Annotated in this window: 20 protein-coding genes; 11 read left to right on the forward strand and 9 right to left on the reverse strand. The window is 55.1% G+C overall.

Annotated features, from left to right (window positions below):
• Positions 1-136 precede the first annotated feature (136 nt).
• Genes OES20_05740 through OES20_05750 form a run of 3 tightly spaced genes read left to right on the forward strand, consistent with a single transcriptional unit; the run spans position 137 to position 3717 of the window.
• The gene (locus OES20_05740; GenBank protein MDH3634191.1) at positions 137-1240 is read left to right on the forward strand and encodes an alcohol dehydrogenase family protein; all 1104 of its coding nucleotides are present in this window, start codon (positions 137-139) and stop codon (positions 1238-1240) included.
• 27 nt (positions 1241-1267) lie between these two features.
• The gene (gene ppx / locus OES20_05745) at positions 1268-2755 is read left to right on the forward strand and encodes an exopolyphosphatase (protein ID MDH3634192.1); all 1488 of its coding nucleotides are present in this window, start codon (positions 1268-1270) and stop codon (positions 2753-2755) included.
• Positions 2752-3717, forward strand: a complete 966-nt coding sequence (locus OES20_05750) for a DMT family transporter (GenBank protein ID MDH3634193.1) — start codon at positions 2752-2754, stop codon at positions 3715-3717. Before ppx ends, OES20_05750 begins: the two co-directional genes overlap by 4 nt.
• A gap of 160 nt (positions 3718-3877) precedes the next feature.
• On the opposite strand, the gene OES20_05755 is transcribed toward OES20_05750, so the two are convergent.
• Both OES20_05755 and OES20_05760 read right to left on the reverse strand, forming a co-directional pair.
• Complete coding sequence (locus tag OES20_05755) at positions 3878-5512, reverse strand: acetolactate synthase large subunit (protein MDH3634194.1); 1635 nt, start codon at positions 5510-5512, stop codon at positions 3878-3880.
• Between the two features lie 9 nt (positions 5513-5521).
• Complete coding sequence (locus tag OES20_05760; protein ID MDH3634195.1) at positions 5522-7051, reverse strand: FMN-binding glutamate synthase family protein; 1530 nt, start codon at positions 7049-7051, stop codon at positions 5522-5524.
• A 161-nt stretch (positions 7052-7212) separates the two neighbouring features.
• Between OES20_05760 and OES20_05765 the strand changes: the two genes are divergently transcribed.
• Positions 7213-8031 carry a mechanosensitive ion channel gene (locus OES20_05765; GenBank protein ID MDH3634196.1) on the forward strand — a complete coding sequence of 273 codons (819 nt, stop codon included), beginning with the start codon at positions 7213-7215 and terminating at the stop codon, positions 8029-8031.
• A gap of 20 nt (positions 8032-8051) precedes the next feature.
• Here the strand turns inward: OES20_05765 and OES20_05770 are convergent, their stop codons facing one another.
• The 3 genes from OES20_05770 to OES20_05780 are packed head-to-tail and all read right to left on the reverse strand — an operon-like array spanning position 8052 to position 11097.
• Positions 8052-8921 carry a TauD/TfdA family dioxygenase gene (locus tag OES20_05770; GenBank protein MDH3634197.1) on the reverse strand — a complete coding sequence of 290 codons (870 nt, stop codon included), beginning with the start codon at positions 8919-8921 and terminating at the stop codon, positions 8052-8054.
• The gene (locus tag OES20_05775) at positions 8918-9889 is read right to left on the reverse strand and encodes an NAD(P)-dependent oxidoreductase (GenBank protein MDH3634198.1); all 972 of its coding nucleotides are present in this window, start codon (positions 9887-9889) and stop codon (positions 8918-8920) included. The genes OES20_05770 and OES20_05775 overlap by 4 nt, the downstream gene beginning before the upstream one ends.
• 8 nt (positions 9890-9897) lie before the next feature.
• Entirely contained in the window at positions 9898-11097 is a 1200-nt protein-coding gene (locus OES20_05780) for a Xaa-Pro peptidase family protein (GenBank protein MDH3634199.1), read from the reverse strand.
• A gap of 139 nt (positions 11098-11236) precedes the next feature.
• Here OES20_05780 and OES20_05785 point away from each other — a divergent pair, with 139 nt between their 5' ends.
• The 3 genes from OES20_05785 to OES20_05795 all read left to right on the forward strand — a co-directional run bounded on the left by OES20_05785 (position 11237) and on the right by OES20_05795 (position 14907).
• On the forward strand, positions 11237-11620 hold the full coding sequence (locus tag OES20_05785; protein MDH3634200.1) for a DUF6394 family protein: 384 nt from the start codon (positions 11237-11239) through the stop codon (positions 11618-11620).
• Between the two features lie 7 nt (positions 11621-11627).
• Positions 11628-13355: an NAD-binding protein gene (locus OES20_05790; protein MDH3634201.1), complete on the forward strand. Its 1728-nt coding sequence runs from the start codon at positions 11628-11630 to the stop codon at positions 13353-13355.
• 73 nt (positions 13356-13428) lie between these two features.
• On the forward strand, positions 13429-14907 hold the full coding sequence (locus tag OES20_05795) for an aspartyl/asparaginyl beta-hydroxylase domain-containing protein (protein ID MDH3634202.1): 1479 nt from the start codon (positions 13429-13431) through the stop codon (positions 14905-14907).
• Here OES20_05795 and OES20_05800 read toward each other — a convergent pair whose 3' ends face one another.
• Positions 14908-15294, reverse strand: a complete 387-nt coding sequence (locus OES20_05800) for a RidA family protein (protein ID MDH3634203.1) — start codon at positions 15292-15294, stop codon at positions 14908-14910. It lies immediately after the preceding gene.
• Positions 15295-15373: 79 nt separating this feature from the next.
• Here OES20_05800 and OES20_05805 point away from each other — a divergent pair, with 79 nt between their 5' ends.
• The 3 genes from OES20_05805 (at position 15374) to OES20_05815 (ending at position 18231) form a co-directional block, all read left to right on the forward strand.
• Positions 15374-16681, forward strand: a complete 1308-nt coding sequence (locus tag OES20_05805; protein MDH3634204.1) for an MmgE/PrpD family protein — start codon at positions 15374-15376, stop codon at positions 16679-16681.
• A gap of 147 nt (positions 16682-16828) precedes the next feature.
• Positions 16829-17137, forward strand: a complete 309-nt coding sequence (locus tag OES20_05810; protein ID MDH3634205.1) for a metalloregulator ArsR/SmtB family transcription factor — start codon at positions 16829-16831, stop codon at positions 17135-17137.
• Between the two features lie 35 nt (positions 17138-17172).
• Positions 17173-18231 (forward strand): permease, encoded by a 1059-nt coding sequence (locus tag OES20_05815; protein MDH3634206.1) that lies wholly within the window; start codon positions 17173-17175, stop codon positions 18229-18231.
• A gap of 119 nt (positions 18232-18350) precedes the next feature.
• Here the strand turns inward: OES20_05815 and tdh are convergent, their stop codons facing one another.
• From tdh to OES20_05830, 3 genes are read right to left on the reverse strand one after another with little or no spacing between them, the layout of a single operon-like run.
• Positions 18351-19373: an L-threonine 3-dehydrogenase gene (gene tdh / locus OES20_05820; GenBank protein MDH3634207.1), complete on the reverse strand. Its 1023-nt coding sequence runs from the start codon at positions 19371-19373 to the stop codon at positions 18351-18353.
• Positions 19374-19382: 9 nt separating this feature from the next.
• Positions 19383-20576: a glycine C-acetyltransferase gene (locus tag OES20_05825; protein ID MDH3634208.1), complete on the reverse strand. Its 1194-nt coding sequence runs from the start codon at positions 20574-20576 to the stop codon at positions 19383-19385.
• A 45-nt stretch (positions 20577-20621) separates the two neighbouring features.
• Positions 20622-21797 (reverse strand): MFS transporter, encoded by a 1176-nt coding sequence (locus OES20_05830; GenBank protein MDH3634209.1) that lies wholly within the window; start codon positions 21795-21797, stop codon positions 20622-20624.
• Positions 21798-21983: 186 nt separating this feature from the next.
• On the opposite strand from OES20_05830, the gene OES20_05835 reads away from it, so the two are divergent.
• On the forward strand, positions 21984-22253 hold a 270-nt coding region (locus tag OES20_05835; GenBank protein MDH3634210.1), incomplete at its 3' end, for a GMC family oxidoreductase N-terminal domain-containing protein.

Genomic DNA, 22253 nt, shown 5'->3' on the forward strand with positions numbered 1-22253 from the left:
GGGGTGAGTTCCCGCTTTACCATGAATGCCGCAGTCCGACGTATCGGCTCCCGAACCCGGCCAACCGGCATTATAAACTTAGTGACTCTGAATTCACCTTTAAATACTATTCCTGCTTTCGGCGTGGATATCAAATATGACCGCTCCAGCTACGATGCGGGCAGTGGTGCTAACCGGGCACGGCGGTCTCGACAAACTCGAGTACCGTCAAGATTGGCCGATGCCGGTGCCCGCAGAGGGCGAGGTACTGGTCCGCGTTGCGGCCTGCGGCCTTAACAATACCGACATCAACACGCGCACCGCCTGGTATTCCAAAATGGTAACCGAGGGCATTACCGATGCTGCCGGCAAGGATGGATTTGCCGGCGCGGATACCGCTGCCGTCAGCTGGGGTAGCACCGCAATAAAATTTCCACGCATCCAGGGCGCCGACGTTGCCGGTAAAATTGTTGCGGTCGGGGACGGCGTCGAGATCTCACGCATCGACGAACGCGTCATTCTCGATCCCTGGATTCTCGACACCGGTGACTGGCTCGATGCATCACGTTCGCGTTATTTCGGTTCCGAGTGCGACGGCGGTTTTGCCGAGTACACGACGATACGCAGTGAAAACGCCATTCGTATCAACACCCGACAAAGCGATGCCGAACTGGCAACCTACCCTTGCGCATACACCACCGCCGAGAACCTGATCGCGCGTACCGGGTTGAAACCCGGCGAGACAGTCGTGGTTACCGGAGCTTCTGGCGGTGTCGGCTCCGCAGCAATCCAGCTATGCCGCCTGAGAGGGGCTCGAATCATTGCCATCGCATCTTCATCCAAGGCTGATTTGCTGAAAAAGCTCGGGACCGATCAGGTTATTGACCGGGATACCGACAACCTGGAGCAGGCGATTCGCGATGTGGCCGGGGGATCGGTCGATGTCGCGCTCGACGTGATCGGTGGTTCGACATTCACGCCGTTGATCAATGCGCTGCGCCAGGGCGGACGCTACTCCAGCTCGGGATCGATTGCCGGTCCGCTGGTCGAGTTCGATTTACGCCAGCTGGTTTACAAGGATCTGCAGCTGACCGGGGCTACCATCGTGCCGCCGGGTACAATGCAGCGACTGGTCAATTTAATCGAACAGGATTTACTCAAACCACTGCTGGCGCAAACCTTTCCGCTCAAGGAGCTGGCCAGGGCGCAAGAAACCTTCCTGCAGAAAAAGCATGTTGGTAACATTGTTGTTGAAATATGAAAATTACTGATAGCGGTACAGAATAAAGTGGAACAATTTGCAGCGATCGATCTGGGTTCTAACAGCTTTCACCTCGTCGTAGCGCGCGAGGAAGAGAACGCATTGACAATAATCGACCGCGAACGCGAAATGGTGCGACTTTCAGCCGGGCTGGATCAGGCCAACCTGTTGACCGACGAAGCCAGCGAACGGGCGCTCGACTGCCTGGCCCGTTTCGGCGAAAGACTACGCGGCCTCAAGTCCGATAACGTGCGCGTGGTCGGCACCAACGCATTGCGTAAAGCCAAGAACTCAAGGCAATTCATCGCAAAAGCGGAAAAGGCGATGGGATTTTCGATCGAAATAATTTCCGGGCTGGAAGAAGCGCGCCTGGTTTATCTCGGTGCAGCGCAAACGCTGCAGGGTGACCGGGGACGGCGCCTGGTGGTTGATATCGGTGGCGGTAGCACCGAGATTATCGTTGGCGACAAAAGCGAACCGGTATTTCTTGAAAGCGTGTACGTGGGTTGTGTCAGCAGTAGCGAACGATTTTTTCCCGATAACAAATACAACCACTCGAACATGAAGCAGGCAATACTGCGCGCAGAGCTCCAACTCGAAACCTGCCGTAAAAAATTGAAGTCGTTTGCGCCCGATGACTTTATCGGCACCTCGGGAACCGCCCGTGCCATTGACAACGTGTTGCGCGAAAATGGCTGGAGTGAAACCGGTATAACGCGCAAGGGTCTGGATAAGCTGGTCAATAAAATAATCAAGGCGGGCAAGCTCGAAAAACTCAAGATTGATGGCCTCAGCGAAGAACGCCGACCAGTATTCGCCGGTGGCGTTGCCGTGATGACAGCAATATTCAATTCCCTGGACCTAGAATTCATGAGAGTTTCCGAGGGTTCATTGCGGGAGGGTGTGTTGCATGACCTGATTGGCCGGGTGCTTTACGAAGACCGGCGCGCGATTACTGTATTTGACGTGATGAAGCGGCATCATATCGACATTGACCAGGGCGAGCGGGTTCGTCACACCACGCTGGCGCTATTCGACCAGATCCAGGAACATCAGGGCTTGTTAAATCGTGAGCGGCGGTTGCTGGGCTGGGCCGGGCAATTACATGAAATCGGTCTCATGATCGCCCACAGCCAGTATCACAAACACGGTGGCTACGTGCTGGCAAACATGGACCTGCCCGGATTCTCCCGCCAGGAACAGGGGGCCTTGTCAATCATGGTGCGACTGCATCGCCGCAAATTCCAGCCCGAGTTAATCGAAGATAGCGTCTACGTGCGCTCCGATGCCTTGAGCCTGATGACAAGACTCCTGCGCCTGGCCGTGTTACTCAATCGCGGGCGTGGCCCGATGGAGTTACCGCAACTGCGATTACAACTGAACGATGCCCAGGATATGACTTTTGAGATTCCGGAGCCCTGGCTGGAAAACCATCCCCTCACCAATGCCTACCTGGAGCAGGAAGTCGAGATGATGGCGGCAGTCGGCTACGAATTGCGCTTCATAAAGAGTTGATCCAGACCGCCTCCGCAAGATCGTTACTGCTGGCGGTCGCAATCATGTCCGGCGGCAAGTTTCTGTTTGCGATCCAGGATGCCATCATCAAGGAAATGAGCGGCGCTTACCCGGTTCATCAAATCCTGACCATCAGGGGCCTCGTCGCTGTCCCTTTGCTGCTGGTACTGATTCATTTCACCCACGGTATCGGCCTCCTGCGGCATCATCATCCCGGCCTCCACCTGGCCCGCGGGGTACTGATGCTGGCAGCGTTTATGAGCTTTTATATCGCTCTCGCCGGTACTTCATTGACGGTTGCGACGGCATTGTTTTTCACCGCGCCGTTTTTTATCACCTTGCTGTCGATTCCCCTGCTGGGTGAAAAGGTTGGCTTTCGTCGATTCGTAAGCATCACGATCGGTTTTGTCGGGGTGCTGATCGTGCTGCGACCCGATACCGAATCCTTTAATTTTTTCAGCCTGTTACCGGTCGTTTCGGCATTTTTTTATGCCTGCTGCCAACTCATGGTACGGGTCGCCAAAATGACCGATCCACCGGCGGTCATGTCACTGTATGCGAGCGTCGCATTTGTATTGCTGGGCAGTTTCACCGGGTTGCTGTTATCGGGCATCGAGCCAGCACAGGATGCTGGCGTCAGTGCGCAGTTTCTGCTGCGCGCCTGGTCGATGCCAGGTAGTTTTGACTTATTTTTGCTGACGCTGACCGGATTGACCAGCGCGCTGGGTTTCATGTGTACGAGTAGTGCCTATCAGCGTCAACCCGCTTCGCATATTGCACCTTTCGAATACATCATGATCGTCTGGGTGACGTTACTGAGTTACCTAATCTGGTCCGACGTCCCGGATTTACCCGGCATTACCGGTATCGCCCTGATCATCGGTTCGGGCATCTATGTGCTCAGACGCGAGGCAAAAGTGGAGGCAAGGCCGATTGCTTATTCGGGTTTAACCCGTCGATAAACCGCTTCGTAACCTCGATGTCCTGTCGATATGTCGGTCAGACAACAGTGAATATTATCAATAAGGGCCTTTATGCTGGCTGAAAACAATGCAGCATTTTATGGCCGAATCAATGTACCATTATTCAAGATACCGGTTTTCACTTAAATGTGGATAATCCCTAGATCGGGCAGACCAGGTTACCGAGTTTTTCGGTGAGCTTCATGTTTTCCGAGTAATCAACCGGGCAATCGATCAGCACCACGGTATCGTCGGCGATCGCCTGTCTCAACGTCGGTAACAAATCATCAGCCGACTCGACGCGATAGCCCGTGGCGCCAAAACTCTCGGCATATTGGACGAGATCCGGATTGTTGAACTCAATCTGGGTATCTCGACCGAAACGACGGTCCTGGTGCCATTTGATCAAGCCGTACTTACTGTCGTTCCAGACCAGGATGATAATCGCGGTACCGATGCGCAACGCGGTTTCGATCTCCTGCGAATTCATCAGGAAACCGGCATCACCGGTCACGGTTAATGCAGTCCGGTCAGGAAAGGCGAGCTTGGCAGCGATGGCACCCGGCAAACCTATGCCCATTGCCGCAAATCCATTGGAAATAATACAGGTATTGGGGCGCTCAGCCTGGTACATGCGGGCCATCCACATCTTGTGCGCACCGACATCGGAAACCACGATATCTTCCGGATTCAGGGCCTCGCGCAAATCAAGAATGATTCTCTGCGGCACCAGTGGAAAAGCGTCGTTATCGTTGTGCGCATTGAGTTCCTCGACAATCGTCTCACGCAGGACTTGCGCCTTTGAGTCAGCCTGGGATCTGGCTTCGTTCGCAATTGCGGTTAACGCTGCGCCGATATCGCCAACCACCCCACACTCGAGAATATAGTGTTCATCGACTTCGGCCGGGCTCATATCGATGTGGATAATTCTGGCTGATTTCTCGGCATTCCAAAGGTACGGGTGATATTCGATCATGTCGTAGCCGACACAAACCACGACATCGGCACGGTCGAAACCACAGGCAACATAATCGTGGGCCTGCAAGCCCACGGTGCCCAGCGACAGTTCATGAGAAAACGGAATGCTGCCCTTGGCCATGAATGTGGTTGCCACGGGAATCTTAAGCTTTTCGGCAAAACCGACCAGGGCATCGTTCGCATTGGCACGCACGACGCCGTTTCCCGCCATTACGATCGGGTAGCTCGCGTGCGAAATAATCTGCGCCGCCTGGCTGATCTTATCGGCCGGCGGCACGGGTGGTTTGGGGCTTTGAACCTTGAGCGGTGTCTTATCTTCAACCTCCATTTCGGCCACGTTTTCCGGAAAGTCGATAAAACTGCCGCCCGGTTTTTCGGCCTGGGCCGCCTTGAACGCCTTGCGCACGATTTCGGCGACGATTTCAGGCTCGCGAATCTGCACGCTGTACTTGGAAATCGGCGCGAACAGATTAACCAGGTCGAGCACCTGGTGACTTTCCTTGTGCATACGCGTGGTCGCGCCCTGGCCTGCGATGCCGATAATGGGAGCACGATCCATGTTCGCGTCGGCAAAACCGGTAACCAGATTAGTGGCACCCGGGCCGAGGGTGGAGAGACAGACACCCGCCTTGCCGGTCAGCCGTCCGTAAACGTCGGCCATGAACGCTGCACCCTGCTCGTGGCGCGTGGTGATAAACCGGATGTTACTGCCGATCATCGAGTCCATGACGTCAAGATTCTCTTCTCCCGGAATACCGAAAATATACTCGACGCCCTCGTTCTCGAGACAGCGCACAAACAAGTCACTCGCCTTCATAATAACTCCTTAAGCTGGTGCCGATTCTACCGAAATTTGATCGGGATAAATTTCGTCGAGCGGTACCGATCGCCCGTTATCCTGTACCACACGACAATGGAAACGGCGTAATTGACGCGGTTCGTGCACCCCGCAGGAATGTGCAATGATACCAACCTCGTGTTCGATTTGATCCTGAAAGCTGGCAACGCGCTGCGCCTTGTTTACCGGATCCAACCCGCGCTGTAACTTGACATCGTGCGTGGTGATTCCGGTTGGGCAGGTGTTCTTATTGCACTGCAGCGCCTGGATACAGCCCAGCGCAAACATGAAGCCGCGCGCCGAGGTACAGAAATCAGCACCCATACAGAGCGCCCAGGCAACTTTTGCCGGGTGCACCAGCTTGCCGGAAGCAATCACCTTGACCCGGTCTCGCAATCCATGCAGGTTCAGCTTGTCAACCACCAGCGGTAAACCCTCGCGCAGGGGCAGGCCTACTTCGTCAATCAGTGGCATCGGCGCGGCACCGGTGCCTCCCTCGGCACCGTCAACGGTGATGAAATCCGGTGCGCTTTCGATACCGCGCTCTTTAACTTCATCAAACAATTCATCCAACCAGCCACTGGCACCGATCACAGTTTTGAATCCAACCGGTCGGCCGGTGAGAATCCTGATGTGATTTATCATATTAAGCAGGTCATCGACCGAGTTTATGTCGGGGTGTCGATTCGGGCTGATCGAATCTTCGCCAACTCGAATACCTCGAATCTCGGCGATCTGCGGGCTGACCTTCGCACCGGGCAGGATGCCACCCTTCCCCGGCTTGGCGCCCTGGCTCAGCTTTATTTCGAACATACGGACTTGCTCGTGCCTGGCCAGTTCGACCAGCTTTTCATCGCTGAGGTTGCCGTCGAGATCACGCACCCCGTACTTGGCGGTGCCGATCTGTACCACCAGGTCGCAACCGGGTTCCAGGTGAAAGGGCGATACGCCGCCCTCACCGGTATTCATCCAGCACTGGGTTTTCTTGGCGCCATTGGCGAGTGCGGTAATCGCAGGTGCCGACAAGGCGCCGTAACTCATCCCTGAAATATTGTAAAGAGAACGCGTCACATAAGGCTTTTTGGCATAAGGGCCGATCGTAACTTCGCCCGGCGGTACTGCATCGGCACCGAGCGTCGGGAACGCACAGTTAACAAAAATTGTCGTCCCGGCGGGTTTCAAATCCCGGGTCGAACCAAACGCGACCGTGGTGTCGATGTGCTTGGCCGCACGGTAAACCCAGGAGCGCTCAGCCCGGTTAAACGGCAGCTCTTCCCGATCCATCGAAAAAAAATACTGTCGGAAAAACTCGCCGAGATGCTCGAAGAAATAGCGAAAGTGACCAACGACCGGGTAGTTGCGTCGAATTGCCTGCTTGGTCTGGGTCACGTCAGCAATATAAATGACAACCAGTGTAATCAATCCGATGCACACTGCCAGCACGAACAAAGTTGCGACAATGGACAGAAAACCGGACACAAAGTTATTAACAGTGTCACCGACAAAGGGCAATTCCATGGGGTATCCTCGCAGTTGTTATTAGAATCTTTCGACCCCAATCATAATAAAACATTCAGCGTTTAATCAGAATTTTATCGGCCGCAAATAAACTTCTTTAGTACGGACAAAAATGGCACAATCACGCCGCTTAAATTTATCATCCAAGTACAGGAGACATCATGGAAAATATAACAACCTGGATATCCGAAAACGCCTTCGACTGGGGCATCAAGATCGGAATTGCGATTGCGATCTTTATCGTCGGTAAGATCGTTGCACGAATATTGAGTAACCTGGTTAAAAAGGCAATGAGTCGAGCCGGTACCGATGCCATACTGGTTGGCTTTATCGGCAATATCACCTACGCCATATTGCTCATCGCAGTAGTGCTCGCGGCCATCGACTCGCTCGGTGTCAATGTGACCTCGCTGATGGCGATTGTTGCCGCTGCGGGACTCGCCGTCGGCCTCGCACTCAAGGATTCGCTGGGTAACTTTGCTGCCGGGGTCATGATCATCATCTTTCGGCCCTTCAAGATCGGTGATTTTATTACCGCGGGTGGTGCGGCAGGCGTCGTCGATGAAATCGGCCTGTTTGCAACGATGATGCACACGGGCGATAACCAGCGTCTCATCGTTCCCAACTCATCGATCATCGGTGGCAACATCGTCAACACCAGCGCGCTACCGACGCGCCGAATCGATCTCGTATTCGGTATCGGTTACGACGATAACATCGGCCAGGCACGCGACATCATCATGGCGGTGATGGAAGCCGATGAACGCATACTGAAAGATCCCGCTCCCGCGGTTGCGGTCGGGGAACTGGCTGATTCCAGTGTCAACCTGAATGTGCGCCCGTGGGTTGAATCAGGCGATTACTGGCCGGTTCGAGCCGATCTGCTGGAGGGCATCAAGGTGAAGTTTGACGAGGCGGGAATCAGTATTCCGTATCCGCAGCAGGATGTTTACATGCACGAAGTTAATGCAGCGAGTTAAGATTTCGCACGCGGCAGTCGTCAGGCTGCCGCTGATTTCAGTTCTACCCCATCGATGGTGATGCGATGCATCAGGCGACGCTCACCGTGATAGTCGTTCAGCGCGCTATGGTGCGTGGCACGATTGTCCCAGATTGCCATGGATCCTTTCTGCCACTGGAAACGGCAGGTAAATTCATTGCGGCGGGCATGCGCATACAGGTAATCGAGCAACGGTTGCGATTCCTCTTTAGTCCAGTTCTCGAATTTCACGGTAAAGTCACCGTTAACGTAAAGTGCGGGACGACCCGACAGCGGATGCTTAATGATGACAGGATGGATTGCGTCCTGCGTTGCCGCCCCGGTATTACCGAGCCTGTCGTTGAGATCGTCGGGGTCGGTGTCGATATAGGCAACCTCGCCGAAGGCATGCCGGCTGGAATGCTCGGCGTTCATCGTCGATAGCATCTGCTTGAGCCCATCGGAAAGGGCATCATAAGCCGCGTACATGCTGGCAAACAGGGTATCGCCACCCACCGATGGAACTTCGCGCGCATACAGTATCGATCCCAACGCCGGAATCTGGTCGTAAGAATGATCGGTGTGCCAGCTGGATCCGATATTTGCCTTCTGGTGTGCTTCCTTACGCACCTCGGCAATGACCGGGTGAGAGTCCACCGCCTGGAAAAAACGATTCACGTTGATCTTGCCCCAGCGCTGCGCGAACTCGATGTGTTGATCGGGGGTGAGCTGCTGATCACGCAAGAAAATGACGCTATAGTCGATAAATGCCTGGCGAATCTCGGCAAACTGCGCGTCGCTGATGCCTCCCGCTATATCGACTCCCGAGATAATCCCGCCCAGCGCCGGACTCAGGGGTGAGACTTCGATGGTCTTGTATCTGGCAGTCATGACTGTGGCTCCTGCCCTGCCCGCGGCATCACTTCTGCGCCAACGGCTTCGGGCTCGTGATCGGTAAGATACTCGGGGAAACCGGGGGCACGCAAGTCCTCGTTGCAGGCATCCTCGAGGCGTTTGACCACCATCGATGACCAGGCGCGCGGTCCGTACCTGGCGAGCCCATCGCGCATGATTTGCACCGCGAGCGGCGACATTTCGAGCGGTACGCCGAGCTTTTTGCCAAGATCATCGAACAAAGTCAGGTCCTTGACCTCGTGATCCATCGTGAAATTAATATTGTAACTGCCATTCAGAATCAACTGACCCTCGGTTTCGTGAACAAACGAATTACCCGATGAAATTCGGATTGCCTCGTAGGCGATACCGAGATCGATGCCTGCTTTCTTCGCGACCATGAAGGCTTCACCGGTTGAAATCAGCTGCACGCCGGCGAGATAGTTGGTTGCCACCTTCAGGATCGAAGCGCTGCCGAGCTCCCCGGTATGCAATATGTTGCGACCGACGGACGTCAACAGAGGTAACACCTGGTCAAACGCTTCACGCTTACCTCCGGCAAAGATCGCGATATTGCCGGTGGCGGCGCGATGGCAGCCACCCGATACCGGGCAATCGAGCGGTATCGCACCCCTGGCCTCGACCATGGCCCCGAGGCGCCGGACTTCATCAGCATCGGTGGAACTCATTTCCAGCCAGATCTTGCCGGGGCCCATTCCTGCCAGCACACCGTGGGATTCTTCCATGACCTCGGCCGACACCGTCGGTGACGGCAGACAGGTAATGACGACGTCGCACTGTTGCGCCATTTGCTGACCCGATTCGCCCCAATGCGCACCTTGCTGCAGAAGCTCTTGTGCGACATCGTCGTCCACATCGCGCACCACCAGGTCAAAGCCGTTACGCAGCAAGCTGCCGGCAAGCTTCGCACCGACGTTACCGAGTCCGATAAATCCAATTTTCATTGTCACCCTCATAAATAATCCAGTTCGAACGGATAGCCCGATAACACGACCGGGCCATCTGCACTGAGCCAGACCGGCTGCTCGAGCTTGACACCTTCTTTACCGCCCAGTTCGCCGGCATAGCACTCGATGCACACCACCATATTCTCCTCGAATATACCGTCATAGGCGCCCCACTCTTCGTCTTCGCGGTACCAGATAAACGGGTATTCAACGCCGAGTCCGCAACCGTGCGCCACGTCTGCGTAGCGATTCGGAATGCATTCGGGCGGTAACTGGTAACTCATATCCGAGTACTCGAGAAATCCCAATCCGGGTTTCAGCAATTCGGTATTGTGCTGCATCTGCTCGTAGGCCAGGGTGTAGAGCCGCCGTTGTGCACTCGTCGGGGCCTTATCCCCGACCACCCAGCTGCGCGAAATATCGTTGTAGTAACCCATTGGCCCGATCAGGTCGGTATCGAAAGCCAGCAAGTCGCCGTTTTCGATTACCCGATCCGAGGTTTCCTGGAACCACGGATTGGTTCTCGGCCCGGTGGTTAATAAACGGGTTTCGGGATATTCGCCGCCGCGCTGGATGCTACCATCGATGAGCAGGGCCAGCGCCTCGGCCTCGCGCATACCGGGTTCCAGTTTTTCTCGCATCGCCGTAACGCTTTGTTCACAAGTTCGCAACGAGCGGCGCAACGCGTCGATTTCATCGAGTGATTTTATTGCCCGCGCCTGCTCCATGATCGATTGCCCATCGATCAGCTCCAGCGACCGGCGCTGGCTTTCCAGCACCAGCGTCAGGTCGGCGCGATCGATTGCGAGCTTGTTCTCGGTAATCCCTTTTTCCCGCAACAGCGAAATCATCGATTCAGCCCAGCGCCGGCCCATTTCTGAGGCCCGGTTGCCGACCGCCATAAAATCAGTCGTCAGCGCGGGGCGAATATCTGTTACATAATCCAGCGCCAGGTGCGCAGAGCTGTTTAGTTCGAATAACACAGATTCACCGCTTGAGAATATCACCGCGTAGCGGCAGATATTATGCATGGTCCAGACCTGCATATTACGCGTACCCGTGGCATAGCGAATATGCACCGGATCGAACAACACGATCGCCGGGCATTCGGCTTCGATCAATCTTTTCCTGACCTGTTCGACGCGATAGTTCTGTATTCTGTCCTGCGCATCTGCGTCGACAACCGCTGGGAACTCTAAACCCATAATCGAATAAAACCTGAAATGTGAAACATGGAGAATCATACAGGCAGCAGCAAATAAATCGACATTTTTGGTGGCGGGTGACGAATCCACCGGATCGGCGTATTCTTGTCGCAACAATAACATCGAAGCGGGGTGGGACATGAACCTGGAGCGGGTTGTTTTTGGCTTTGTGATTATCCTGGCACTGGCCTTCACCTACGCCTTCGTCATGGGGGACATCGACAATGCCAGCCACCACAACGTCTGGCTGTTGACAATTGCAATCCTGATTAACTTGATCGCGACCGGGCTCAAGCTCGGTGATCGCTCCCAGGTCGGCGCGTTGTTGCTAGCGAGTAGCCTCGTGGTCGACCTGTTGCTGATCGCAGCGCGCGTCATCTGGGTCATCGATGAAAATCAGACCGCGCTCGGTCCAAGCCCCGAGTCCATGGCCAATATCGTGTCGCTGGCCGGCGGCGCGCTGTTAGCCAGTATCGTCACCGTTGTTATCCTGGTCAGCGATACGCTGATCTCCCGCCGCTAGCAAATCCATGGCGACCACCGCAGAACTAGACCGCGTCTCGATGGTGGTTCTGCGCTACATGCGCGGGCCGGTTTTTGTACTGATTGTCGTCTACGCGATTGGCATCACCGGCATGGCGCTGATTCCAGGCCGGGATGCTGACGGCAACGTCGAGTATATGAACCTGTTTCATTCATTTTATTTTTTCACCTATACCGCAACGACGACCGGTTTTGGCGAGATTCCCTCTGAATTTACCGATGAACAGCGACTATGGGCGATTCTCTGTCTCTACATGGGCGTGGTCGCGTGGCTGTATGCGATCGGATCGATTTTCCGTCTGGTGCAAAATCCGCATTTTCTGCTGGCGCTCAGGGAGCATCGCTTCGCCAAGAAGGTGCGACGCATCCAGCATCCGTTTTATATCATCTGTGGCTTCGGCGATACTGGTAGCCTGCTGGCACGCGGCCTCAGCGATCACTGGATGCGTGCCGTCATCATTGACATCGATCCAGAACGTATCAAGGCGCTGGGGCTGAGAGACTACCGCGTCAGCATGCCCGGCCTGTGCGCGGACCCGGCAAATCCCAAGCACCTGGTTGACGCCGGTGTGCAAATGCCGAATTGCAGGGGTGTCGTGATTCTAACCGTTGATGACGAGGCCAATGCACGCATCGCGGTCATGTCACGATTATTGAATCCGGTTATCCATATCCTGTGCCGCTCGACGACGAAACAGCATATCAAGCACCTGTGTTCGCTGGGTCATGTCACCATCATCAACCCGTTTGAAATTTTTTCCGAGCTGATAAGCATGGCGATCACTGCCCCTCGCCTGCACAATCTGAATGCCTGCCTGGTACACAATCCACGGGTCAAGCTGGGACAGCCGATTACCGTACCCACGGGCAACTGGATTATCTGCGGCTATGGCCGCATGGGAAAATGGCTATACCGACAATTTATCCGTAACGGTATAAAGCCGGTCATCATCGACCCCAACGCGGGCAAGGTAAAGGGGGCGGCAACGGTTATCAATGAGCATGCCAATAGCGCAACCCTGCTCAAGGCCGGACTGGTAAACGCTGTCGGCGTCGTGGCGGGCACCGATAACGACCACGATAATCTCAGCATCCTGATGTGTGTAAAAGCGATAAAACCTGATGCTTTTACCATCGCCCGTCAGAATCGACACGAAAATCAGATCGCCTTTGATGCCGCCAGCGCTAACCTGGTGCTGCAATCAAGCCTGACCACGGCCAGGCGGGTACTCAAGCATCTGATATCACCACAGGTTCAGCAGTTCGTCGATTACCTGCGCGAACAGGGCGAGGACATTTGTGAGCTGGCCGTGGAACGTCTTAAATCGAAGATCGGCGACAAGCCACCACATTTGTGGCATTGCCGGATCAACGACGAGGAAGCCAGCGCGGCTAGCGAATATCTGCAAAGTGGCGGAAAGCTGAACCTGGGGCAGATCAGGAAAGACCCGCATGATCTCGACGGCCTGATTGCCTGCATCCCTTTGACCATCAAGCGCGATGGGCAGTGCACGATGCTGCCCGGCGACGACGCGCAAGTCATGCTGAATGATGAAATATTGTTCTGCGGCACCGAGCATAGCGAAGTCATACTCTCGGCAACCGTGAACAATGCCTACACGCTCGACTACCTGCTCAGTGGCCGCGACAAGCCACGCGGCTATTTATTCCGCTGGTTCGATGATCGCAGTCACACCACGATAACTCAGTTATGACAATCTTGTTACTGCGATAGAATGTCGTAGAATTACCACAGCTACCGCTCAACCAATTGAATCTAAAAATTATATGATCATTACCGATAAATTTGTGCTCATTCACATGCACAAGACCGGTGGTCAATCACTGGGCCATATCCTTCACGATTGTGTCCCGAGTGCAAAGCCTATCGGTTATCACTACCCGTACCACATGCTGCCTGTTGAATATGCCGATTTGCCGGTCGTGGGCATGGTACGAAACCCCTGGGACTGGTATGTTTCTTGGTACGCGTTCAATACACGCCCCGAAATCAATACCCCGTTGTTTTTTATTATTTCTGACGGATTTCAGGCCGACTTCAAGCGTACGATTAAAAACCTGGTCAATCTGTGCTCAGATTCACCCGAGAGTCAAAACTACCGTAACGCGCTTATCGATATTTTGCCGGAAACACTGGAAGGCAATGCCGGGGTTGGTCTGACCAAAGATTCGATCCGTAATATGTCTTCACCAGAGCTCGGTTACTACTCCTGGCAGTTTCAGCGCATGCATGGCGATATCGAAAACAAAGCCCTGCATATCGGGCGTTTTGAAAACCTGCAGCAGGAATTCCTGTCGATAATGAGACAACTGGAGGTCGAAGAGGTCGCCGCGATGCAGGCAAAGTTCGACACTAATCCGAGAATGAACGCCTCACGTCACAGCCACTACTCGCGTTACCTCGATGACGAGCTGCGTGAATTGATTGCGCAAAAGGAGTCGCAGCTGATTGATAAATACGGTTACAAATTTGAACGGGATGAAGCGGACGAAAAACGCATCGAGTTTCCCAACATTCAAATCAGTTATCGCAATGATTCATTTCAAAAACTATCGGGCAAGGCGCACAATTTTCTGTTGATGAAACCCGATGTCGATCTCGAATTCATCAAGCGCAAGCTGGCGAAAATTCCGGAGCGCGCATGGCATCAATCGGGACGCGAGAAAACTTACGAGGCACATAAACAAACCCAGTCGCTGCTGCTGATTCATGACGATGATTTTCGCCATTACAATCCTACCTATCATGATTTATACAGCGAGTTCAGACGAGAGCTCAAGCCAATTTTTGATTTCATCGCGAACTACTATGATAACAATGGTTACATTGTGCGGGCCCTGTTTGCACGCCTGCAGGCTCATGGCAGAATTGGTTCCCATACCGACGGAATGTTCAGCCTGTTGAAATGTCATCGTATCCACATTCCTGTAATTACCAATGACCAGGTCACGTTTACGATTGGTGGTGAAGAAAAAGTACTGGGCGAAGGCGAAATGTGGGAAATCAACAACGCCACCCTGCACGCGGTCGATAATCGCAGCGATGAAGATCGCATCCACCTGATCGTCGACTGGGTACCGAACTCTACGGTGCGCCCCGAAGACAAGCGGCCAACACCGCCGCCGCGTAAAGTACCGCCCAGCAGCGCGATCCCGAGCTACAACGGCAGGACAGTAGGTCGCAACGAGCCCTGCCCCTGCAATTCAGGCAAAAAATTCAAGCAATGCCATGGGGCACCACATTAACTATCGGGGCCTGTAGGCGACGCACTCGATTTCTACGAGGATATCGATCAGGAACTCGCTCACGAGCGCGGATCGCGTCGGCGGCTCGTCTGCGAAGTACTCCGAATAAACGGCGTTGAATCCCGCGAAGTCCTCGCGCCGCTTGAGCCAGACCATCGATTTCACCACGTCACCAAGTTCACATCCAGCCTCGTCCAGGATCTCACGCAGGCTGTCGAGGCAGGCACGGGTCTGATCCTCGATACTGCCATCTGTCATCGGCTTGCCGTCGCGCATCGGCACCTGGCCGGTTATAAAAACAAAATCTCCCGCACGTACTGCCCGTGAAAGCGACAGTACCCGTCCGTCGATTGCCAGCGGTGCTCCAATGACCTCTTTTTGCGGCATGCTGCGTCCTCCCGGTTATGTTTTGCTTTAAATCTATGGGAAACTTCGGCTTGAAAGCCGTGACTATTCTGGAATCTCAATGAGCCTGACACAAGAACTAATCGCACTGGTTCGCAACAAACCGATTTCAGACCTGGATTTGAAACAGGCCTGCATGTTAAGCCTTGACGCGATTGCCTGCGCCTATGCCGGCAGTGCAACCAGGGTTGGTGAAATTTTACGCGACTGGGCAGCACGGGGCGACATGGACAACAAGCGCCTGGCAATGCTGATGGGTGCACTTACCCATATCACCGAAACCGATGATCTTCACCGGGCATCTGTGACCCATCCCGGTTGTGTCGTAGTGCCGGCTGTTTTATCACTGGGGGCGAAGCTGGGGTCGAGTAACGAACAGATGCTGGTTGCCGTATTGCACGGATTCGAAGCCATGTGCCGTATCGGCGCGGCAGTGGGACCGAGCCATTACAAGGTCTGGCATAACACTGCTACCTGCGGTCCATTCGGATCGGCAATGGCCACAGCCACACTGCTTGAACTCGATGATCAACAAACCCTGAATGCAATGGGTAACGCCGGCACCCAGGCCAGCGGCTTCTGGGAGTTCATGGAAACAGGTGCCATGAGTAAACACCTGCACGCCGGACGCGCCTGCGAGTCGGGCATGCTTGCTGCGGAACTCGCGCTGCAGGGTTTTACCGGTTCGCCGGAAATTCTTGAGGGCAAAAAGGGATTCTTTGCGGCGATGTGTGCCGATCCCGAACCGCGAAAACTGCTCGTCGAGCCGGAAGCAAGCTGGCAGCTGCAGCTGACATCGATCAAGCCCTGGCCTTCGTGCCGACACACCCATCCAGTCATCGATTGTGCGCTTGAAATCCACGATGTACTTGACGGCAATCCAGTTAAAAAGATCGGCATCAAAACCTACCAGGCGGCACTTGACGTCTGCGATTGTCCCGAACCTGAGACCGAGTACCAGGCGAAATTCTCGCTCTACCACACCGCGGCGATCGCGGTTCTCGAAGGCAATGTGGGCCTCGACTCATTCGATGCCGGCGCCAGGAAACGCAGTGAAAAATTGCGCCGGTCAACCACCGTGTCGGTCGTCGATCCTTACGCGTCGAGCTACCCGGTATCCTGGGGTGCCGAGGTAACCGCGGTCACGGAATCCGGCGAGAGTTTCAAGGTATCGCGCCGGGATTGCAAGGGAGACCCCGAGCTCGCACTGGACAATGACGAGATGCGCGACAAGGCGATGGGCCTGTTACGGTACGGTGGATTAAGCGAAAGCCAGGCGAGCCAGTTGTGCAACGGCGTGCTTGCCCTGCCCACCGACAATAGCCCCAACACCATATTTCCCGATTTTATCAAGCACGTCACATGTTAAAAGATTCCACTACGTCAACACAGCGTGCGCTAGAGGGCCGCTTACGCGGGAATGATTGAGTGCGGATCAGTTTATACTTTAATAATTATTTCGATAATTCTAGTAATATAGTTGATATCAATAGAAAAATATCCTAGAATCACAGCCATGAAACTCGAAACCGCCGCTAATATTCTCGCCAAGATCGGCAATCCAACCCGACTCAAGATCGTGCGCCTGCTGGTGCGGGCTGGCGACGAAGGACTACCGGTTGGAATGATTCAGCAGAAACTGGGCATTCCCGGGTCGACGCTGACGCACCATATTTCGCATCTGAAATCCGCGGGTGTGATCCGGCAGGAACGTCAGCAGGCCACTCTGATCTGCAGAATCGAGTACGCCTTGATCGCAGACCTGGTTGATTACCTGACGCAAGAATGCTGTGCCGATGCCATTACTCGCAATGACGCAGCGTGATTTTTTAACCACTATATTTCGAGATTACTAGAAATATGAATACATGTACCGAAACCGCAACGCGTAATCATCCGCTTTTGCCACTCGTGATATCGATAGCAAGGGACAAGGTATTCAATGCCCTGCTGTTGATCATGATCCTGCTGGCGGTCATTGATCCACCGCAACTCGCAGTCAGTGTGTTATCGACGCTTGAATCCCTGTTGGAAATGTTACCCTACTTCGCACTGGCCATTGGCGTCGCGGCCTATGCCAAGGCCACCAGTGCCGATGCCCTGATAGCCAGGGCATTTAGCGGCAACCCGGTTCGCGCAACAGTACTCGCCGCCCTGGTCGGTGCAATTTCGCCATTTTGCTCCTGCGGTGTTATCCCGTTGATCGCCGCGATGCTCGGAGCCGGCGTGCCGCTGGCACCCGTCATGGCTTTCTGGATCGCGTCTCCGATCATGGATCCCGAAATGTTTATCCTTACCGCGGCAGGTATCGGTTTTAACTTCGCCGTTGCCAAAACCCTTGCCGCGATGACGATGGGATTAATGGCGGGTTTTTCAGTCCTGCTGATCAAACGTTACGGCGGGCTCGAAGCACCGCTGCGGGCCGGTGTCAGCCGCTGTTGCAGTAGCAGTTGTGCCGATGATCAACCAACCCAGGTATTCTGGAAATTCTGGCGCGAATCCGCGCGCATCGACTTGTTCCGGACCGAGTCGCTGTCAATTGGTACGTTTCTCGGAAAATGGCTGGCCCTGGCTTTTTTCCTTGAAAGCCTGATGATTGCCTACATCCCGTCCGACTGGATCGCCGGCTATGTCGGCATCGATAACGCGTTTGCCATTCCACTGGCCGCGATTGTCGGGGCCCCGTCTTACCTGAACGGTTACGCCGCGATCCCGCTGATTTCAGGATTGCTTGAAATTGGTATGACACCCGGTGCGGCGATGGCTTTCGTGACCGCCGGGGCGGTGTCATCGATTCCGGCAGCGATCGCAGTCTGGGCTCTGGTCAAGAAACCGGTTTTCATACTTTACCTGCTACTCGGTTTGTCCGGCTCGATCATGACTGCGTGGATCTACCAGCTCAGCGGCGGCATAATCTAGAGAATTCTGCGCCGGGAAAAATTCAATCATGCTGCAATAGATTGCGGGTCATGCCCGCAATGAAGACTGACGGCGGTCCGACGTATCGGTCACGTCCGGCATGACGCCAACGACTTTGGTTAGAGTCGCATCACGACCTTGCAGGCTTCGCCGGCATTGAGCCGGGTAAACCCGGTTTCGAAATCCTCGAAATCGATGTGATCGGTGATTACCGGGCTCACGTCGAGGCCGCTGCTCAACATCGCTATCATCTTGTGCCAGGTTTCAAACATTTCGCGCCCGTAGATGCCCTTCAGGCTAAGCCCCTTGAATATTGCCAGGTTCAGGTTAACGCTTGGGCTGTTTGGATAGAGCCCGAGCAAAGCGATCTTGCCGCCGTGATTGATAATATCGATCAGGTCGTGTAGCGCGTTTTCGTTGCCCGACATTTCGAGACCGACATCGAATCCCTCGAGCATGCCGAGTTCTTCCATGACGTCATGCAAATCCTCCTGCCCTGCCCTGACGGTGCGCGTCGCGCCGAACTGATTCGCCATGCCGAGGCGCTTTTCGTTGACGTCGGTAATCACGACATGGCGCGCACCGACATGGCGCGCGACCGCCGTCGCCATCAGGCCGATCGGGCCCGCACCGGTAATCAGCACGTCTTCACCCACCAGGTCGAACGATAACGCGGTGTGCACCGCGTTGCCCAGGGGATCCAGTATCGATGCGATGTCATCGCTGATTTCCTCGGGAATCTTGTAGGCATTATCGGCTGGGATGCAGACGTAATCGGCGAACGCACCGGGGCGGTTAACCCCGACACCTCGCGTATCCCGACACAGGTGGCCGCGGCCGGCGCGGCAGTTGCGGCACTCGCCGCACATGATATGGCCCTCGCCGGAAACCCTGTCCCCAACCTTGACCGAGTGCACCATATCCCCGATTTGCTCGATAATACCGATATATTCGTGCCCCACGGTCATCGGCACCGGCACATGTTCCTGCGCCCACTGATCCCAGTTATAGATATGCAGATCGGTGCCGCAGATGGCAACCTCGTTGACCTTGATCAACACGTCCTCCGGTCCGGGCTCGGGTTTGGGCACATCTTGCAGCCACAGACCCGGTTTGTCGTGAGCTTTTACCAGGGCTCTCATGTCAATCTCCTACTGGATTAATCCAATCTGTTTGCCGACAGCAACAAACGCGTCGATGGCTTTATCGAGCTGCTCGCGACTGTGCGCGGCGCTCATCTGGGTACGCACCCGTGCTTTTCCTTTTGGCACCACAGGAAACGAGAAGGCGGTGACGTAAACACCGTGCTTCATCAGCTCGCTCGCGAGCTGCTGTGCGATCATCGCATCACCGGTCATAACCGGGGCTATAGGATGCTGACCCGGGATGATATCGAATCCGGCTTCCTGCATCCGGGTGCGAAAATAGGCCGTATTTTCGGCCAGCTTCTGCCGCAAATCAGCGCTTTGCTCGAGCAACTCGAGCGCGTGCAACGTGGCCGTGACGATACTCGGTGCCAGACTGTTTGAGAACAGGTAGGGCCGCGCGCGCTGACGCAGCAGATCGATTACCGCCTGCGGTGCAGTGATATAGCCACCACTGGCACCACCGAGCGCTTTACCAAAAGTTCCGCTGGTGATATGCACCCTGCCCTCGACACCCAGCAGTTCCGGGGTGCCGGCACCACGCTCACCGATAAACCCGATGGCATGGCTGTCGTCGACCATGACCAGCGCATCGTATTGTTCGGCCAGGTCACAGATTGCCGGCAGGTTGGCGTAAGTGCCGTCCATCGAGAAAACCCCGTCCGTCACAATCAACCGAAAGCGGGCCGTTTCAGCCTCGATCAGCCTGGCTTCAAGCTCGTCCATATCGCTGTTGGCATAGCGCAGGCGCTGGGCCTTGCACAGACGGATGCCATCGATAATCGAGGCATGGTTGAGACTGTCGGAAATGACTGCATCCTCGGCGCCGAGCAACACTTCAAAAATTCCGCCGTTGGCATCGAAGCAGGATGAAAACAGGATCGCATCATCCATTTTCAGAAATGCGGCCAGCTTCTGTTCGAGCGTCTTATGAATATCCTGGGTGCCGCAGATAAAGCGTACCGAGGCCATGCCGAGGCCATGACTGTCGAGACCGTGATGCGCCGCCGCAACCATGTCGGGGTGATTGGCGAGACCGAGGTAATTGTTGGCACAGAGATTAATTAAATCATTGTCCCAGTTCTGGGCATGCACGCTGGCCCCCTGGGCTGAATCGAGCGGTCGCTCGCGCTTGTACAATCCCTGTGCTTCGATCGACTTGAGTTCCTGCTCCAAGTGGGCGATGAATTGATGTGACATTGCGCTTACCCCGATCTGCTCTCCAGGATCATATACTAACCAAATTTATACCCCGGTGGCTGTTTTTTGCGCGACCAGGTAAAGCGCGAGGCCGGTGAGCGCGAGCAGCGTCAGCCCCGGCAATACCAGGTCGTAGCCACCCCAGGACCAGACCAGCGCGCCGAGGAAAGGTGCCGACCCGGAGCCTGCCAGGAAAACCAGCGCCAGCGCGCCCGACTTGGCGCCGAATTGGCGCTCTCCCAGCAGTTCACGCGCAATCACCGGTCGCACGATGCTGACGACACCCCAGGCGCCACCGAAAGAAATCACGAACGCGATCAACAGGGCCGGGGTCGCGGCGGCGCCGATCAACAGAACAATTGAAACTCCCATCAGCACGAAGCAGGCAATCGCGATGCCGTGATTGGATACATGTCGCTGCGCAGCAATCATCGCCAGACGACCCGCGACCTGCATCGGGCCGATGAAGGATATGGCAATCACCGCCACTTCGGGATGAATATCGCGTTCATCGAGAATCGGCAATAAATGATGCAACGTGATGCCGTGCATCAACGCGGTCAGGCCGAAACCGATCGCGAGACACCAGAACACCGGTGAATAAAGAAATGATCGCTGCGTCGTCGACGGATAGATATCGGCAATTCGGCGCGCATTACCGTCCTTTTCGACCGCGTTGGCACCCAGCCACATGATCGGCGCCACCACCAGGATCGAGGTGAGACCAAATAACATCATCGCCGCGCGCCAGCCGAAGTTAATCGCCATGCTGTGTGCCACCGGAAAACTGATGGTACCGGCAAAACCCGCAATCAGCGTCACCATGATGATGGCGCGCTTGGCATCTGCTCCGCGCGCACGCGTGATCAACGCGAAGCACGGCTCGTATAAACTGCCCGCCATGCAGACCCCGATCACGCTCCAGAGCAGGTAGAACTGCCACAGAGTCTCGATCCGGGTCAGCAGCAGCAGGCAACAACCGCCGAGAATTGCTGCAGAAGTCATCATCAAGGCGCCCTTGCCAGCGTCGATCAGGCGCCCGTAAAGCGGCGAGCAAAACGCGGAAACAAACACGGCCAGCGTGATCGCCGCGGTCAGGTCGGCACGGCTCCAGCCCAGCGCCTGCTCCCAGTGCAGTAGCAACGCCGGGAAGCTGTAATACAGGCAGGCCCAGATCAGTGTCTGGGCGATAGCGAGCAATAGAATGGGCCGGTCTTTCATATTTTAATGATCATGTTTCAAACCTGGATACCGCGGTCAAGCCGCGGTATGACAGGTTGGAGGTAATCATGCTCCCCTGCTGTCCCATGGTTTGTAACGATGCATCGGAGCCGAGGATACCCAAGAGTCACTTTAAATCTTTTGCAACTAAAAACGTTATTGCTATGATGCCACCCAATTTCAGGCATGGATATCTTCACGTTCCCATCCATGAGCCAACACCAGATCTTCGACTACGTCATTGCCGGCGCCGGCTCGGCAGGATGTACGCTGGCCGCGCGTCTGTGTGAAGATCCCGATGTCACGGTTTGCCTGGTCGAAGCCGGCGGCAACGGCAACAGCCTGTTCGTGCGCATGCCGGCCGGCAACGGTTTTATCTTCGGCAATCCCCGCTTCGACTGGGGCTACGAGAGCCTTCCGCAGGCCGGGCTCGACGGCAGAACAATCTATTACCCA

Source organism: Gammaproteobacteria bacterium, from assembly GCA_029862005.1.
GTDB lineage: Bacteria > Pseudomonadota > Gammaproteobacteria.